This is a genomic window from Acinetobacter colistiniresistens (assembly GCF_024582815.1).
In the GTDB taxonomy this organism is placed as follows: Bacteria; Pseudomonadota; Gammaproteobacteria; order Pseudomonadales; family Moraxellaceae; genus Acinetobacter.
The window spans coordinates 1,933,663-1,950,308 of record NZ_CP102099.1; the positions used below are offsets into that span (position 1 = coordinate 1,933,663).

Annotated in this window: 25 protein-coding genes; 10 read left to right on the forward strand and 15 right to left on the reverse strand. The window is 40.0% G+C overall.

Translation table 11 applies throughout. The features are described 5' to 3' along the window. The first annotated feature begins 72 nt into the window (after positions 1-72). Both cgtA and proB read left to right on the forward strand, forming a co-directional pair. Positions 73-1,290 (forward strand): Obg family GTPase CgtA, encoded by a 1,218-nt coding sequence (cgtA, locus tag NQU59_RS09125; protein WP_257063168.1) that lies wholly within the window; start codon positions 73-75, stop codon positions 1,288-1,290. Positions 1,291-1,305: 15 nt separating this feature from the next. Beyond that, positions 1,306-2,439 (forward strand): glutamate 5-kinase, encoded by a 1,134-nt coding sequence (gene proB, locus NQU59_RS09130; RefSeq protein WP_005243225.1) that lies wholly within the window; start codon positions 1,306-1,308, stop codon positions 2,437-2,439. 25 nt (positions 2,440-2,464) lie between these two features. Here proB and NQU59_RS09135 read toward each other — a convergent pair whose 3' ends face one another. The 15 genes from NQU59_RS09135 to NQU59_RS09205 form a co-directional block, all read right to left on the reverse strand. Beyond that, positions 2,465-3,139 (reverse strand): HAD-IB family hydrolase, encoded by a 675-nt coding sequence (locus NQU59_RS09135; protein ID WP_043971843.1) that lies wholly within the window; start codon positions 3,137-3,139, stop codon positions 2,465-2,467. Beyond that, the gene (locus NQU59_RS09140) at positions 3,106-4,314 is read right to left on the reverse strand and encodes a DUF1615 family protein (RefSeq protein ID WP_043971844.1); all 1,209 of its coding nucleotides are present in this window, start codon (positions 4,312-4,314) and stop codon (positions 3,106-3,108) included. Before NQU59_RS09140 ends, NQU59_RS09135 begins: the two co-directional genes overlap by 34 nt. A gap of 233 nt (positions 4,315-4,547) precedes the next feature. Then, positions 4,548-4,829, reverse strand: a complete 282-nt coding sequence (locus NQU59_RS09145; RefSeq protein ID WP_009586842.1) for a pyocin activator PrtN family protein — start codon at positions 4,827-4,829, stop codon at positions 4,548-4,550. Then, positions 4,829-5,344, reverse strand: coding sequence for a DUF7736 domain-containing protein (locus NQU59_RS09150; RefSeq protein ID WP_257063171.1), 516 nt, complete (start codon positions 5,342-5,344; stop codon positions 4,829-4,831). The genes NQU59_RS09145 and NQU59_RS09150 overlap by 1 nt, the downstream gene beginning before the upstream one ends. Further along, positions 5,344-5,574 (reverse strand): hypothetical protein, encoded by a 231-nt coding sequence (locus tag NQU59_RS09155; RefSeq protein ID WP_216076641.1) that lies wholly within the window; start codon positions 5,572-5,574, stop codon positions 5,344-5,346. The genes NQU59_RS09150 and NQU59_RS09155 overlap by 1 nt, the downstream gene beginning before the upstream one ends. 71 nt (positions 5,575-5,645) lie before the next feature. Next, a complete protein-coding gene (locus NQU59_RS09160) occupies positions 5,646-7,139 on the reverse strand; it encodes a 3'-5' exonuclease (protein WP_257063172.1) in 1,494 nt (497 codons plus the stop codon). Between the two features lie 53 nt (positions 7,140-7,192). Further along, positions 7,193-8,206, reverse strand: a complete 1,014-nt coding sequence (locus NQU59_RS09165; RefSeq protein ID WP_257063173.1) for a RecT family recombinase — start codon at positions 8,204-8,206, stop codon at positions 7,193-7,195. 11 nt (positions 8,207-8,217) lie between these two features. Beyond that, positions 8,218-9,204 (reverse strand): YqaJ viral recombinase family nuclease, encoded by a 987-nt coding sequence (locus tag NQU59_RS09170; protein WP_257063175.1) that lies wholly within the window; start codon positions 9,202-9,204, stop codon positions 8,218-8,220. A gap of 3 nt (positions 9,205-9,207) precedes the next feature. Then, a complete protein-coding gene (locus tag NQU59_RS09175) occupies positions 9,208-9,906 on the reverse strand; it encodes a DUF1281 family ferredoxin-like fold protein (RefSeq protein WP_257063176.1) in 699 nt (232 codons plus the stop codon). 10 nt (positions 9,907-9,916) lie between these two features. Next, a complete protein-coding gene (locus NQU59_RS09180) occupies positions 9,917-10,132 on the reverse strand; it encodes a hypothetical protein (protein WP_257063177.1) in 216 nt (71 codons plus the stop codon). Beyond that, the gene (locus NQU59_RS09185; protein ID WP_257063178.1) at positions 10,129-10,515 is read right to left on the reverse strand and encodes a hypothetical protein; all 387 of its coding nucleotides are present in this window, start codon (positions 10,513-10,515) and stop codon (positions 10,129-10,131) included. The genes NQU59_RS09180 and NQU59_RS09185 overlap by 4 nt, the downstream gene beginning before the upstream one ends. A 1-nt stretch (position 10,516) precedes the next feature. Then, the gene (locus NQU59_RS09190) at positions 10,517-10,957 is read right to left on the reverse strand and encodes a hypothetical protein (protein WP_257063180.1); all 441 of its coding nucleotides are present in this window, start codon (positions 10,955-10,957) and stop codon (positions 10,517-10,519) included. 93 nt (positions 10,958-11,050) lie between these two features. Then, positions 11,051-11,875 carry a YfdQ family protein gene (locus NQU59_RS09195; RefSeq protein ID WP_257063181.1) on the reverse strand — a complete coding sequence of 275 codons (825 nt, stop codon included), beginning with the start codon at positions 11,873-11,875 and terminating at the stop codon, positions 11,051-11,053. Positions 11,876-11,927: 52 nt separating this feature from the next. Beyond that, positions 11,928-12,257, reverse strand: a complete 330-nt coding sequence (locus NQU59_RS09200; RefSeq protein ID WP_010112842.1) for a hypothetical protein — start codon at positions 12,255-12,257, stop codon at positions 11,928-11,930. Between the two features lie 599 nt (positions 12,258-12,856). Continuing rightward, positions 12,857-13,582 (reverse strand): LexA family transcriptional regulator, encoded by a 726-nt coding sequence (locus tag NQU59_RS09205; protein WP_180175462.1) that lies wholly within the window; start codon positions 13,580-13,582, stop codon positions 12,857-12,859. Positions 13,583-13,689: 107 nt separating this feature from the next. Here NQU59_RS09205 and NQU59_RS09210 point away from each other — a divergent pair, with 107 nt between their 5' ends. From NQU59_RS09210 to NQU59_RS09245, 8 genes are all read left to right on the forward strand, one after another. Continuing rightward, positions 13,690-13,917, forward strand: a complete 228-nt coding sequence (locus NQU59_RS09210; RefSeq protein WP_004761406.1) for a Cro/CI family transcriptional regulator — start codon at positions 13,690-13,692, stop codon at positions 13,915-13,917. Between the two features lie 8 nt (positions 13,918-13,925). Beyond that, positions 13,926-14,252, forward strand: a complete 327-nt coding sequence (locus NQU59_RS09215) for a hypothetical protein (RefSeq protein WP_049044693.1) — start codon at positions 13,926-13,928, stop codon at positions 14,250-14,252. 2 nt (positions 14,253-14,254) lie between these two features. After that, positions 14,255-14,536 (forward strand): hypothetical protein, encoded by a 282-nt coding sequence (locus tag NQU59_RS09220; protein ID WP_257063186.1) that lies wholly within the window; start codon positions 14,255-14,257, stop codon positions 14,534-14,536. Beyond that, complete coding sequence (locus NQU59_RS09225; protein WP_257063187.1) at positions 14,533-14,919, forward strand: DUF3268 family zinc-finger domain-containing protein; 387 nt, start codon at positions 14,533-14,535, stop codon at positions 14,917-14,919. The genes NQU59_RS09220 and NQU59_RS09225 overlap by 4 nt, the downstream gene beginning before the upstream one ends. Then, positions 14,916-15,431: a hypothetical protein gene (locus tag NQU59_RS09230; protein WP_168377808.1), complete on the forward strand. Its 516-nt coding sequence runs from the start codon at positions 14,916-14,918 to the stop codon at positions 15,429-15,431. Before NQU59_RS09225 ends, NQU59_RS09230 begins: the two co-directional genes overlap by 4 nt. Then, a complete protein-coding gene (locus tag NQU59_RS09235; protein ID WP_061517846.1) occupies positions 15,428-15,685 on the forward strand; it encodes a hypothetical protein in 258 nt (85 codons plus the stop codon). Before NQU59_RS09230 ends, NQU59_RS09235 begins: the two co-directional genes overlap by 4 nt. 73 nt (positions 15,686-15,758) lie before the next feature. Continuing rightward, positions 15,759-16,337 (forward strand): hypothetical protein, encoded by a 579-nt coding sequence (locus NQU59_RS09240; protein ID WP_257063192.1) that lies wholly within the window; start codon positions 15,759-15,761, stop codon positions 16,335-16,337. After that, positions 16,334-16,639 (forward strand): hypothetical protein, encoded by a 306-nt coding sequence (locus NQU59_RS09245; protein ID WP_111883832.1) that lies wholly within the window; start codon positions 16,334-16,336, stop codon positions 16,637-16,639. The genes NQU59_RS09240 and NQU59_RS09245 overlap by 4 nt, the downstream gene beginning before the upstream one ends. Positions 16,640-16,646: the final 7 nt, after the last annotated feature.

The window sequence follows — 16,646 nt, forward strand, 5'->3', positions numbered from 1 at the left end:
TGATTTTTCTATTCGAGAATTTTATTAAAATGTGGCAAAATAGTCCGCTTTTAAGAATTTGAGGATTGGCACATGCGCTTTGTTGATGAAGCAGTCATTACCGTAGAGGCTGGCGACGGTGGCAATGGCGTAGCCAGTTTTCGCCGTGAAAAATTTGTCCCTTTTGGTGGCCCAGATGGCGGAGATGGGGGGCGTGGCGGAAGTATTTACATCCAAGCAGATGATGATACCAGCACACTTGTAGATTACCGTTATACACGTCGTTATCGTGCAGAACGCGGTAAAAATGGTTCGGGTGCGAATTGTTCTGGCCGTGGCGGTGAAGACGTGATTTTAAAAGTACCTGTGGGTACAACCATTGTGGATACTGAATCTGGTGACATCATTGGTGACTTGGTCGCTGATGGTCAACGCGTAAAAGTTGCGCATGGTGGTGATGGTGGTTTGGGTAATACTCACTTTAAATCATCAACCAACCGTTCGCCACGTAAGTGTACACATGGCATCAAAGGCGAATATCGTGAAGTCCGTTTAGAGTTGAAAGTACTTGCAGATGTTGGCTTACTCGGTATGCCAAATGCAGGTAAGTCAACCTTTATTCGTGCAGTTAGCGCAGCAAAACCTAAAGTTGCCGATTATCCATTTACCACGATGGTTCCAAATCTGGGTGTAGTCGATGCGGATCGTCATCGTTCATTTGTCATGGCGGATATTCCAGGACTGATTGAAGGTGCAGCAGAAGGTGCAGGTCTGGGAATTCGCTTCCTGAAGCATTTGGCGCGTACCCGTATCCTGTTGCATATTGTGGATGTTCAACCCATTGACGGTTCTGATCCTGCCCACAATGCACGCGCAATTTTAGGTGAATTAGAGAAGTTCTCTCCAACACTGGCAAAACTTCCAGTGGTATTGGTGTTGAACAAGCTTGATCAGCTTCCTGAAGAGTCGAGAGAAGAGTGGTGTCAGCACATTCTTGATGAATTGCAGTGGAAAGGCCCTGTATTCAAAACTTCTGGTTTGATGTCGGAAGGGACGAAAGACGTTGTGTATTACTTAATGGATCAGATCGAGCAGCAACGTGAGCGTGAAGTTGAAGATCCTGAGTATGCAGCAGAAGTGAAAGCATTCCGTGAGCAGCTTGAAGCTGAAACACGTGAACAAACCATCGCAGCAAAAGAAGCATATCGTGCCATGCGTAAAGCTCAGCGTGAAGCTGGTTTGGACGATGATGAAGACTTTGATGATGATGAGGATGAAGGCGATGTAGAAAGCATCTACATTCGTGACTAGTAAACCGAGGGAAAAATGATAGAAGTGGTCGATGGGCAACGTCAGCTCAATGCGTGTAAACGAATCGTTGTTAAAATCGGATCATCTTTACTCACTGCAAACGGGCAAGGTTTAGATTTAAATGCAATTTCGCATTGGGCGAAACAAATTGCAGATCTACACAATGCTGGACATGAGATTATTTTGGTCTCATCAGGTGCAGTAGCAGAAGGGATGGTACGTATGAAACTTGCGAGTCGACCCACCGATCTACCCAGTTTGCAAGCTTGTGCTGCCATTGGTCAAATGGGCTTGATCCATACGTGGTCAAGTGTATTGGATCAACATGGTATTCAAACAGCACAAGTGCTGCTCACTCATGATGATCTAGCCGATCGTCGTCGTTATCTTAACTCGTGTGATGCTTTGCAAAACCTGATTGATTGGCATGTGATTCCTGTCATCAATGAAAATGACACGGTTTCGACCGATGAGATTCGCTTTGGCGATAATGATACCTTGGCAGCAATGGTTGCAGGACAAGTCCAAGCGGAATTGTTGATTATTCTGACAGATCAGCAAGGTATGTTTGACTCTGATCCGCGCAGTAATCCGAATGCGAAGCTGTTCTCGGCTGTTCGTGCATTGGATGATGGCCTGTTTGAAATGGCAGGCGGCGGTGGTGTACTGGGGCGTGGTGGTATGGTCACCAAAGTCCGTGCAGCGCGTCTTGCAGCACGATCAGGTTGCCCAACCTTGATTGCCAGTGGTGAAAGTGACAACGTATTAGCACGCTTAATGGCGGGCGAGATGCTGGGAACTTTATTTACCACAGACAATGACCGCGTGACGGCACATCAGCAATGGCTGGCTGCACATTTACAAACCGCGGGTCGTTTGGTGATTGACGATGGTGCGGTTGAAGCGATCAAGCTCAAGCATCGTAGTTTATTGCCTGTGGGCGTTAAAGCGATTGAAGGGCATTTTGATCGTGGTGATGTGGTGGAATGTGTCGATAAAAACGGTGCTCGTATTGCCGTTGGACGTGTGAATTTTAGTTCGCGTTCAGCAGAAATGATCAAGGGTTTATCGTCGGAAAAGGTGTATCAGGTACTCGGTGAAGCACGTTCGCTAGAAATGATCCATCGGGATCATATGGCGATTTATTAAATTGTTTTCAATGAAAAAGCCTGCTTTAAGCGGGCTTTTTCATGTCTGCCAGTTCTAATTGTGTACCGTTTAATGAGGGCAGGGCTTGCTTCGTGCCCACCATATAAGCATGGTCTGCTAGAGAAAGCATCTCTAAATCTTCTTCACTATTACCATACGCATAGATACTTTGGTAATTTGCTAAATTGTATTTCTGCAAAATACGTAATTTCTTTTGTTCACAGCTGCAATCTTCTGAGCGATAACGGCCTGTTAAAACGCCATCCTTGATCTCTGTCTGGGTACAAATTAAGTCGATATTCAGTAGTTTACAGATTGAATCTAGGTACAGATCAATAGAGGCGGAAACCAAAACAACATGATCGCCTCGTTGCTGGTGTTGTTGAAGTTGTTGTAGTAAATCTGGATCTAGGTGTTTAATCAGTTTTTGTGCATATTCCTGAGCTAGTTTTTCAACAAAATCGATTGGAATGGCTTTGAACATGGTTTCGAACAGGCGGGGTCGCATCGCATGAGCAGGGTAGAGGCGTAAATAATAGGCTTGAATCCAAGGGAGAATCTTCAAGCCTTTTTTGACAATATGGCGTTTGGAAAGCACAAAGAAAATAAACCCAGTAAAACTATCTCTTGGGTAAAGTGTCCCATCAAAATCAAATAAAGCTAAATTTATAGTCTGATGTGTTTCGCTCTTTGCATGCATGTTTCATATCGTCCATTTACGCGACTGGCGAACCAATTGGTATTATAGTCACGACTGAGTTTAGGGCCTGAAATGATGACTTCAGGCATCATTGCATAAATTGGTTCTTTATTGGTTTTACTTTGATACAGCTTTTGAATGGCTAAATAGGTTTGTGTATCTTCGAATTTTTTCTCTTTCTCTTTTTTTAAATCCGCGCGAATTTGGCGTGGCGTCACTAAAACCTTGTTATTAGTAAAGGCTGCGATAATCTCTTTTTCAGATTGGCTGAGGGTCGATTGTGGGCTACCGTCTTTATTATAAAGCAGTAAATCACCATCCAAATCGAGGTCTTTATTTTGAATTACCTCAACCATTTTTTGAAAAGCGGCATTACGGCTGGAATACATACCTGAGTTGTAATCAGCAAAGCGATAAATGGCTTTATCATAATCGGCAGAATACTCCATCAAGCGATGGATTCCATAATATAAACCACCGTATTGGGTGTAGAGATCATTACGGAGTTCCGCGATATTACCACTTTGGCGCTTATGCTCTTTGGCATAATTAATATGCACTTGCATTGAACCTAATGTCGTAATCGGGTTCATTTTCTCACCGATGTCTTGCCCGACCAACTTGGCTGCACCAGTTAAAGCACTAACATGATAGTGCTTTGACATATAATCAAAAATTTCGCGATAAAGTAAATCAAGTTCACGCTCGGTTTTCACTTTGCGCATTTGGCTCATGTAGTTATTTTCGGGTGATGGCTGGTTTTTTAATACGTCTTCAAAATAACCAGCAACGGTACCACCAATAGTTTCACCCAGTTTGGCTTCAAACTTTTCATTTAGTCGAGTATTGATTTCCTTGACAGCTTTTTCACCCAGCCCAGGTACAGCAGGATCAGCAACAAAATTCGATTCCTGATCGACCACAGCGACAATACTACAGACATTCTGCTTGGTTTTCGGAATATTGAGTTGTTGCATGATATCGAAGATATCTTGCGACCATGATTGGCGGTCATTGACGCGAGGCGGAAGAACTTTGGTAATTTGTTCTGCCTTCATTTCAGGCTCTTTACCATTTGACCACCACGCATTATCACCACAAGCTGCTAAACTTATGCTGATTGCCAAGAGGCTAAATGTCTTGAATAGAGGACGAGTCGAAAACACTTGGTTCATAATGAAACAACACCGCACAAAAAGATGAGCCGAACGGGCGAATGAAGTATACTATGTTGATCAGAAATTGTAAGAAAATATATGTATATTGGTTCATATCAACTGTCAAATAATTTGATTGTTGCTCCGATGGCAGGTGGGTTAGACTATTTATAATAATAATTTAAAATCAATATCTTAGTGTTTTTTGCGTGGCGTATGGCGTAGAATTGGCGTAAAAAAAGGAGGTGAAATCAATTCACCTCACTCCAATTTCTCTGAGACTCTTTTTGCAGTGAATCCAACCAAACTGCAACATCCGTTAAGTTTACAAAGTATTCAGATTTATTACCATCTACCTTAAATGCTGGGAAAGGTAGTTTACATTTAGCTGCTCGTTGTTTTGCAGCTGCCATATCTAAATGTGGCATGTAATCTTCCACAATATCTTTTAAGGCAACAACAGGTCTTTTATAACGCAAAATCAACATCATTGATGTGTCGATTTGGTCATTTCGATTGATCGCTACTCCCATTACGAATTCTCCTGTGCTTCGATCATGGCTTTTTCCTGCTCACGATCCGCTAACTGCATATCAATTGTTTTTTCTGCCAGACTGTCAACGTAAGGTGCATACCAAGGCTTATGCCATGGAGCGCCACCGGCGGCCTTTAATGCATCATCAAGTGTTGGAAACCAATGGAAATTATGTAGCTTTGCTCCGTAACCATGTGTGTACCAAAATTTCATGCAGTTACCGATATAACCACGGCAGTCCTGCAGGTAATAACCACCTTCATGTTTCGATTCTTCAGGCACCGCTTGGGCTTTGGCTTCCTCCTTACTAACCGTACCCATTTCAATAAAATCGGCTTCATAAAGTCTTTTAACTTCAGCCGAAAACTCCTTAAAACCAAACTCAAAAGTCTGCACACCGCGACCAAGGCGCTTTTCAACATCAGCATGAAAGTCTGAAAATTCACCGCACAAAATGCCAGTAAAGCCTGAAATTATTACTGCCTGTTCTTTTGTTAATTTCTGAATATCCATCACGCCACCATTAAATAGTTAAAATTTTTACTACGAGCTACTTCAACTCTTGCTTCGCGCTCTAATCCGACTAAAAACTCTCGATATCCGTTTAAGTAGCATCCACAAAATTGCTTGAATTTTCGCTGACATGCTTCATTCATCAAATAATCTTGCTGCATTCGGCCTTTGTGACAGAAGATTTTGAGTACACTGTTACCGCGACGCATAACCACAGCATCTTTTTTCACTTGTGGCCTGTATCCATCACAGTACAACCAGTAAGTGAATAAGTTTGTAAATCGGCAAGGTAGGCGAGTGATCATGTTGCTACCTCAGCTTGGGTGTTATATCCGATAGCTTTAAACAGTGGGTTCAATGCAGAAATATCTAACTGCTTTTTAGCTCGAGTAGCAGCAACATATAAAAGTCGAGCTTCATCTTCGGTTAGGATTTTTTCACCAGGTGCAGCAGCTTCTTTATAAAAGAAATCACCACCAAGTTTGACCTTGTTAAACTCCAAGCCTTTAGACTTATGAGCTGTGGTCACAATGCAGTCATAATCACTGGAGTTGCTTTTTAGCAATGCATCAATCAAAGCAGCTTCACCAACTGTATTAATCAGACTCACGAGTGCTTTTAAGTCATTTCCTGAAACTTCTTCGGTATATTCAATGACTTCTTCCCAATTGCTAAAGCCTTCAAATACACTTCCATCGTGGACTTTTATTCCAGATTTAACTTTTTTGGCATCTTCAATGTTTTTTAATAAAGAACCTGTATCAACTTCCAAACGTGGTTCACGTCCAATTTTTACCAGCTCAACCATGTTGGAAAGGGCAGCAGCATTGGTACGATAGATAAATGCATCTGCAACCATATCGGTGACTTCACCAACATTAGAGTCAATTTGTTCAAAACCACGTAATGGAATTTCTTCATCCAAAACATTGAACAAAATTTTATTCGCAAGATCAGCAATGTTTTCACCAAAACGGAATGATTGACTCAAACGTGTTTCAGCAATATCTAGGGATTGCATCGCATTGACAGCACCACGAAACGCATAGATTTGCTGGTGACGATCACCCACATAAATTACCTGAGCACGTTGCTTACTCAAGACATTTAACATGATTGGATCAGCATCTTGTGCTTCATCAAATAAAATAAAGTCAGCATTAATCACTGGATTGCTCAATGCCCAATATTTTAGGTAATGGTCATGTTCAAGACGGTTTATACCAGTAGGATTTAGAATGTCATTCCAGTAATCATGTGCCTTAGGTAAAAGGATATTTGCCAATTCAGCACGATATGTATCATCCATCCAATCAGGTAAAGCAGCGTAAACTTGTGATAGTTGAATTTCGCTGTAATTAGATCGGCAGAAATAACCAACGGCATTCATCATAGATGTGGCCATACGTTTTGAATTAAATAAACGCTTCTGGTCATCCTCACCACGTTGTTTAACCAATGCCACTGGTACTTGATAATTCTCAAGATCATGGCGAGATGCCAATTGGTTTGACATCAAGCGACGATTTTTTAATTTATTGGTCAGCCAGCGTGGAACTGAGTTATAAGCTAGGCTGTGAAATGTTTTGCACTTAACATTATGGTTAAATTTAGACTGTGCTTCTGTTGCAATAGCCTTGTTAAATGCCAAGTACATTCCATGTTGGTGATGCTTTGCATTACCAATCAGTTTAAGGGTAGAAGTCTTACCAGCACCGGCGTATGCGGTCACTTTACAAGACTGACCATGTAATGCCATATCAATGGCATGTTGTTGTTCAATAGTTGGATTCATATTTCTATCTCACTACTGGTACCCTCATGTGTGAGGGCACCACATGCCATTAGTTAAGGTGTAAGTTCTGCTGATTTACGTTCAAATAGTGCGCTAACTTCATCAATTTGTTCATCACTCATTGAACTTGTATTGGGTTCAAAACGTTCAGCCATAATTGAGTTGATTAATTCGATGGTATCGGCACTATCCAAATCAACCAGTAATTGCACATAATTTTTACGGTTGGCATACGCAGTAGAAATATCTGTTTTTGCAGGTTCGCCAAGATCGGCAGGAATTGTTTTAGCTAAAGCCTTTAATTCCTCAATTGTGTTTAGAGCATTAATTTGATTAATGAGTCCTTTAACATCAAAGTTATTAGAAGCCATATCTATGACAGTTTCTTGAGATTGTGCACGTTCAGCCATTTGAGCTTTAAGCCCACTCGAACCTTGATGTTTTTTTACCGTTGATTGAACTGGGGTAACATCAAGTTCTTCACGTTCAGCAATTTCATCTGGGGTATAAACACCTAGAATTACATCGGGTGTATATAAGCGTGACCAACGTTTAATAGCAAGATACGCAAGTTGTTGGCGTGGATCACTTACCCATAAAGGTGAATTGCGTACTGAGCCTACTTGTCCCATAGAAATATCAATTTCACGTGGAGAAGTTTCACCCTTTAATGTTGCCCAAACTTTAATGCCTTTATCCCATGATTTATCTTCCTTGCCGTTGATCTTTGCCCAATCGCCATACCATTCAAAATTTAAACGACCTGTGATAGGTGCACGATTGGTAATCACAGCATTCACAAGTTGCGCTTCATACCCTAATACACCATTAATTTGATGAGTTTTTTGAGCTACAGCAAAAGGGTCCATTTGCCACTGTGCTGATTGCATAATGATGGCTAAACAATCTCCAGTATTGCCCTGAAGATGTTTCGGCACTGCAAATTTTGATGAAGCCATGACACTTGCAATGCGCTCAAAACGATCCATAATTTCAGGATTCATCATGATGTCAAAAGCAGTTAAGTGGGCAATCTGACCATTTTGTGGGGTTGTTAATGCGTTCATAATAAAATTCCTTAAACTGTTTCTTTAAATTTGTTTGAAATACGGAAAACTCGGGTGCTGGAGGTTTTGCTATATTTCGCAAATAAATCAGGTTCTTCTTTTTTCAACAGCGTACTGTCGATACGAGTAGAGGATTGTTCTTTGTAGGTGCAGATGGACTTGCCCTGGCTAATCATCATTTCAGCATCCTGCATCGTGGAGACAATCTTTAACTTGATTTCATCTTCACGAGCCTTGTCCGCTTTTTGGCGACCTTGAACAGTGATAAGTTCTTCAGCAAGCTTGATATGTTCAAAATCAGCTTCGACTTGTTTACCCACAACATGATTTGACCAGCGATGTAAAACATCATCAAAACAAGTAGGATCTGGTGGAACATCAGCAACAACATGGTTGAACCAGAACGCTTTAACTTGACGAAAAATTGAATCAATCAAGTCTTCATCACGTTCAATGCGATACATGCGGAACTTATTGCCACCAATAAGAACGGCAAGATGCCATACTTGGAAGCCTGTAAGTTTCATGTACCAAAGACACTGAGTAAGGTAATAGTCTGGAATTTGATCTGTTCCTTCTTCACCAAATAACTTGGACAAATATTCTGAAGCTGTTTTACATTCCAATCCTTGGTCTGTAGTTAGTTTCCCATCTTTAAGGAAAACACGACCTGCGATTTTAGGATTTACAACAGCACGGTCAATGTTACCGATAGCCCAAGACTCTCCGATGTTTTCAAGAGATAATTGTTGAGTAACACGTTGAACTTTCATCCCTGAACGACGTGAAAACTCTTTAGCAACAACGTCTTCAAGTAAATTGCCAAAATGAGCTGATTCATTTTGTGATTCTTTACGTTCATTGCGACCTGTTTTGTCTAACCACAATTGGTATGGTGATTTGTACGGACTAAAACCAAGGATTGCAGCAACGTCTGAACCACCAATACCTTTTTTACGACCAGCGAGAAATTGGTCACGATTAACTTGTGTATTCATGTCTTAACCCTCATTCCATTCAGCAGAATCCAAATCCCAACCTTTCAATTCCAAAGCTAAAGGCTTCATATCTTCTTCAACTGAATAACGATTACTGACTAAAACACCGTCTTTATATTCTTTGATGAACCAAAAATTTCCACCTTCGTCATAGGCTTTAAACGTACAACTGAGGTTGAATTTTTTGATAAGTTCATCGGTAACAGGTATTGGAGCCGACCATGCCGTATCAAATTCAATAGTGTTGCCATTAACAACTACTTGGTAAGCATTCCATTTGGTTTCCCAATTTTTTACGCACCACTGGTACCAGGAAGAACAACCATATTTGTTGTAATTATCGAGAACTGTTTTCCCAAGCTCTATAAATTGATTTAGGCTATCTTTATTGTCTTTGATTCGTTCAAAATCTACTTTTGAGCTTTCCAGTTCAGATTCCCATGAAGAAAAATCATTAAAAACAGAACCAAAATATTTACGGTGACGGAATGGGGCAGAGAAATGTTCCTCTTTTTTATAGCCATCCGTTAAAACATAAACAAAAGCTGCATCTTTTGTACTGCTTTCATCGATACCCAATGATTCAGGCATCTTGATTAAGGTATTAAAATCGAAATCAGATTTTTCACTTTTAACAAACGCCAATACTTCTTCAGCATTAGGAGAATGAATAATAATCTTATTGGTTACATGATTTGGCATTGTGTTCACCTTATACTGTTTGATTGGCACTATATTTCGTTGCAAGAGGGCGGTAGCTTTCATCAGCAGTACGCTGACAGTTCACACAAACCATTGCTGGTATGACGTTACGATGGAAATATTCATCATCGTAGCCATCACGTGTTTCGGTATTTCCGCAGTGCTCACATTCATAAATTGCTGTGAAATCACGACGGATTTGAGAAGTAATCTTTTTGATTTTCATGCTCTAAATCCTCTACGTGAATTCATGATTTCCAAGCGAATTGAACCAATTCCCACGTCAATAACTAATTCACGAAAATTTTCATTTGAAGTGATGCCAAATTTGAAAGCCCATCCACCACCAAATCGACCAGAACTTTTGACTTTGAACGGATTCCATCCCCAAAATTCACCGTTATGCTGATCAAATGGTTCATCTTTAGAAACCACATGCCAAGGAAAGCCATGCATTAGGCAAATAACAGTTTTATTTCCAACATCGAATTCAAATTCGTTGTATTTGACAGGCTCACCAAATAAAGCTCGGTATACATCAGCTTGAAGGTTTTCAGACGGATTATTTTTTCCGCTTGTAGCTGTTTTAATTTCAATTAAATCAAGCATATTAACCTCTCAATTTCTGTAATTTCACAGCGATAGAGTCTTCAAGAGCATCATTGATCTTGTCGATTTCATAACGATCAAGATATGCATTGATTTCGCCATCTTCATCACCGACCAATTCAGGTTCTAAGCGATCAATCTGAATGCCTACAGCACGATTAAAGCCGTTACTATCATCGAAACCTGAATAGTCAAAATTCACTTCGATGTAATACTGGTCATTTGCTGTTAATAAGGTTGCATGACAGTCATGTTGACAGTCGTTGTATGGGCCTAAATCGAGCTCATCCACCTTGTAGATGTCTGATGCCACTGTGATCTGCTGCTGTTCTTCAACAGGTAGCTTGGCTGGTTGATACATTTGCACAGACGCAAAAACTGCTGTCATTGCTACTGCACCACCTAAACCCAACAAAATTGATTTGAAATTTAATGAAACCATGTTCATAATCTCCTTATAGCGATTGCTATACCCCCTAAAGAAGCCCCGTCCTCGATCAAAATTTCGGGGCTTTTTATTGCTTAATTTTTAGTTTTAAGCGGAAAAGGTACCAATACGGACAGGGTTTTCAGGAAGCAAGGCAATCACTTTTTCCTTGAATTCTTGAATAATTTCATTACGCAAGAGTTCTTCTTTAACGATTTGCAATGCAAACGATGGCTCACCATCTGAGCTATTTACTACAAGACGCAAGCGAATAGTTTTGTCATCAAGACCGACATAAGCTGGATCAATGATTTCAAAATAACTTGGTAATTTCCCTGCTGTGCTTGAAGCTTCAACTTTGTCAAAGACTGAGCGAGTTTCTTGCATGTTTGATACTGACGAGTCAGTAGTTGAAGATGCGCCAACTTTCATGTTGCGAACTGCATTAATTGCTTCCGCAATATGGATCGTTTCACCAGTTTCACTTGTTGCAGCGAATACACTTGCCCAATCTTCAAGTAATGTTGTAAAACGCTTTTGATTGAGTTTGGTATCTTTAAGTTGGTTTAGTTTTTCCCAAACTACAGTTGGTTCAAGCTGTAATACTGCTTTATGGTCACAATGACCTTGAGCCAATCCAACAACTTTGAAGTTTAAAATTGCCGTTGCTGATACATTTTTGTGGTCAACAAATACAGGGGCATAAACTTTTACTTCAGGAACAGAATTTTCAGACTGCGTATTACCTAAAACATAACTTTTGAAATCTTCAAAAGATGGGGTTTTTAAAACACCACGTGCACGGTTACGACCAGCTTGAAATTGTTCTAAATCATGAACATTGAAATTTTCATGAATGGCAACAAGTTCACCACGAGATAAATCATTTACAGGTAACGCAAGTTCAACGATTTCTTTAGCAGAGTTTTCCATTTTCAGTACCTTATGGATGGTTGGTAAAATTTTTGTAATGAGAAGCGGCTGTTTAAGCGTCTTCAGTGAATAATTGACTTGTATGGTTAGCGAACAAAGTGACATCACCACCAGCATTCAAATGCATTGGAGTTTTTGAGGTAGTGTCCTCTGCACGTTTACCTTTTGCTGTTGGTTCAACAAAAGCGAGTGTGTGTGCAATTTCGACCTGGCTTGAATCACCGATACGAGCAATATCAAGTGTGATTTTGATTTGCCCTTTTTTGTTGTGCTGAACAGCACCTTGAGAAACCATGCTGATAGCTGCACCGAGTTGGTTAGCAAAGGTTCCTGCACCTAAGTCAGCAACAAATTGCTGTGCGTTGGTTGGTTTGGTAGACATTTTTACCTCACATTGGGTTAGTGTGTGAGATAAATATTAGGTAAACCTAATTATTTAGTCAATAGGTATTCCTAATTTATTTTTAGGATTGCCTAATTTTTTGTTTTTGATAAAAGAAAACCTGCATATAGCAGGTGGAGTGGTGTTTATTGATATGCTGTTACATCATTAAGATAGGTGGATTACCAAATTTATTAAATTAATTTCCCCATTTTTCCCAGTCACGATAGCCAGTTAAGCCATGCTTTAAAATCTTTATAGATGAGTCTTTTTCATTATTTCTAAGTTTTTTTCATATTGGCTACAATATTTAAAATATTCAAAAGTTTGGTGTCCTCTTATCACATATTCGATATGATAATTACCAAAACCCTTAACTTTTAAATTCGGGTGCGTGACTCTTTGTAAGTGATTTCTGAGTAAATCAAGTTCACTTGGCTTATTTCTGCGATCAAGCCAAAAAACGATATAAAAAAATATAATTATTAAACCAATAATGCCTAAGTTATATATAAAGTCATGCATTCTTAGATACCTAAATTATAATGATTTAACTTTTTCTTACTCGTTTGGGCTTAAAACACTTATACCTTCAGGTGTTACCATTTTTCCAATTTCGCAATCTGCCAAACCCAACCAATAATTTCAAATTGTTGTGAGATTCTTTCTTCTGCTGTAAGTTCAATTTCTTTATATTCTTCTGAATTATCAGATAACAATCGGATTCCACCAAAGGGTAGGTTATATAAACGTTTGCAGTAATGAAGCCCACCTATACAAATCACATAGATACGACCATCTTTAACCTCTTTGCGACCAAGATCAATGTGGATTGTATCGCCATCATTAATGGTTGGTGTCATTGAGTCGCCTGATGCAGTTGCAGCAACTGCATTAGATTCTGTGATTGCTAAATTGCGTAAAGTCGCTTTGGACATTCTTAATTTACGTCTTTCATTAGCAATAGCTTCATTGAATGAACCACCGCCACAAGCAAAAGAAAAATCCTTGAAAAATGGGATTTCTACTTCGTCATCATCTACTGGAGTATTGGTATCCCATTCATTTACCTGGGTGAATTGAGGATTAATTTCACCATCTTGTTTAGGTGAGCCTTTACCAGTCGCAAGCCAAATAGGGTTCACATTCAAGTGATTTGCAGCTCGTAGAAGATTCTCACCTTCCATTGTTTTTGATTTACCAGAAAGCCAGTCACTAACAGATGGTGGCTTAACACCAACAGCACGAGCAAGTTCTACACCCTTTATTTTTTTTGGTGGTAAAACTTCCATTGCATATTTAAGTCTTTCAGCAAGTGTCTTCATAAATAACTCTCAAATCATTAGGAAATCCTAACATGAATAAAATTAGGTATGCCTATTGATTATTTATAAGGAATGCCTAATAATTGCTTTTGTTATAGGAGAGCAACATGAATGACAACCAACTTATAGAAGCCCTTGGTGGATGTAATGCAGTTGCACGGCTTTTAGGTATTACAGGACCTTCAGTGAGTGGTTGGAAAGCTATTCCAACTGACAGAAAAATCCGCCTAGCTGTGATTGCAGAAGATCGTGGAATCTGCACACGCAAAGACCTTTTCCCAGAAGATTATCAGGACATTTGGATTGAACTAAGAGAGCCTGAACAAATTCAATAGGTGAACCTATGGAAACAAAAATAATGTTTGTATTCAGCAAAAAACTGTTGGCACCCATGTCAACACGTGTACCGCTGGAAGTCCAAGAGATCATTGATACTTTGGCTGAAAGCCAAGGTAGTGATCGTGCTAAGTGGTTAAGAGATGCCATAGATAAAAAGATCGAACTGGAGACAGGTCAATCATCATCTGAGCACATAGAAAAATCAAAGAATACAACGTCTACGAGTGTATTTATGAATGTATGCAGAAATTTGAAAAGTTTTTGGCAGGCATTAAAAAAGCCCGACGTTGCAGGTCGAGCTTCTAGTATTCATCAACATTCAGGTAAATGAACATGAGTAATTTAACAGAACATAAGTGCGCTGGCAAATGTCCAGAGTTTAAAGGGGAACAGTGCCATCATTGTTTGATTCAGAAAATTGAAAAACGTGAGTTTGAATTGGGTGTTGCGCCTGATAGTGCGTATTTCATTGGTATTGATTTAGCTGCTGATGGAGAAGATAAGTCGGTTGAAGTGGCTTATTGCGTAATCTCTAAAAAATACTGTACCTGCCCAAACGGTGTGCAGATTTGCTTACATGAGCATGGCGGTGCAGTGGTGGAGGTGCAGTCATGACAAACCCAATCTGTCCATACTGCAATAAAGAGTCTGATGGGGTAGATGGCACAGCCATTTATCCTCATAGACCTGACCTGTCACATAAATGGTTTTACCAATGTGTGCCTTGTGATGCCTATGTTGGTTGTCATCCTGGTACTAAAAACTCACTTGGTCGATTGGCAAATGCTGAACTTAGAAAATGGAAGTCTATAGCACATCGAGTGTTTGATCCGTTATGGCGTGATGGCCACATGAAGCGCAAGGAAGCCTATAAAGCTTTGGCTGAAGTAATGAATATTCATCCAAATGACTGCCATATTGGGATGTTTGATGTTGATCAGTGCAAAAAAGTTTATTCAATTTGCATGAATGAACAAATCAAGAAGGTGACAGCATGATTGATAACACCTCAATTCTCGCCCTAACTGACATTATCCAATTGCCTGAAGCTGAACGCTTACAGGCAATCAAGGATAAGTTTTCAGCAAAATCACATGATGAATTACTTAATTTACTTGGCAATGTTCTGAATGTTGCTGTGAATTATGCCCAATCGTGTGATGAAACATTGTATTTACATCTCGTCACCACTGGCGATATGCACCCATACGCAATAGACAAGCTTATTTCACCTAGTTTCCATGGTGCTTTGAATGGGCTGATCTTGGCGCAAAAAGCACCTAATCAAGATGTTCTATGTGAATCGTGTGCTTATCGTTGCGGCACTTTAGCAAATCATTGTCTTTCTACTCAATCAGACTTGGCTCATGCCTTGGAGTTGGATGCTGTTTTTTATTGCCATAAAGATATTGAAAATTTGCATAGTCCGTCTGCTACAGATCGTAAGCGCATGAAACCATGCAAAGGCTGGGCACAGCATGTGAAGAAACATAAGGGAGTAGCAGCATGAAATCAAATGAAGCTAAAAAACCTATGTATATCTTTACTGAACTAGGTAAAGAAAAACTTTGTAAGCACTGTGATGAATACTGGCCTACAGATTCAGAGTTTTGGTTCATGATTAAATCAAAGTTAAAGGATGGAACCATTACATTTCGACCAGAATCAGCATGTAAAGGCTGCTATGACCGTGTTTATAGGCCACATCATGTAAAAGGTGTGAATAAAGTTCGTTCAAGTCATGAAAAGAAGGTGGCAGCATGAAAGAACTCCACAAAACTTTGCTGTTCATTTTCATGCTCTTTGGGGCTGCTTTAATTCGATTAGGGGGTGTGGCGTGATTAAAAAACGTAATAAAAGATACAACCCCAATAAACCTGCTTTAAATCCTGTACGCAAGTTTCAGCTTATTGGTGAAGCGATTGAAGAAAATCTCATTCTCGACCTTTGGCAATTAACAAATGGGAAATCTGAGGATCAAACGCCTGAGTTAGCCCATTTGCTAACTTTGACCAAGGGTACGCTTGTGATTGCCATGCGTAAGGATTTAATCGACAAGGAGCAAAGCTTCCATATCAGTTGTGACATATACGCAGATCATCCAGATGGCCGATCTATACAGCTCGATTTTGAAATAGCTGTACCTGAACGCATGACATATGGACAGTTTTTGAATGGTTGTGAAGAAGATCAAGAGCCGATTTACATCGTTGAATGTGGTGTTAAAACTCGCTGGAAAGGTGCCAACAAGTTAATGGATGAATATTTGCATGAAGTTGCGGGACCGGGATTCAAAATTGTAAAGCAGCCATACATTGTGACTTGCTTTTCTGCATTCAAGAACATGGCATGTCAGCGCGAATTTAAAGCCGTGCAGATCTCCCTTACTGGTAATGGTTTAGGGGTGGCAGCATGATTATCGGAGTTGCTGTTAAAGCAGGTGAGCTTATGGTCGCTCTACCAAAACCTAATCGCCATGCAGATTGTATCAATATTATTTTGTCACTTGGTTTGGTACCAGATATTCAAAACCAATGGGGTAAATCATTACACCAAGGTTTTTATTGTGAGCAAGGAAAGTTCTATACACGCCCACAAGCAGCTTTACACGCTATCGAATGTGGCCAACAAGAATGGACAGAAAATGACTTAGAGCTAATAGCCTTGGGTGAAAAGAAATTTTCGCGTATGGGGCTATGTAGTGAAGATTTGTGGTGAGGTGGAA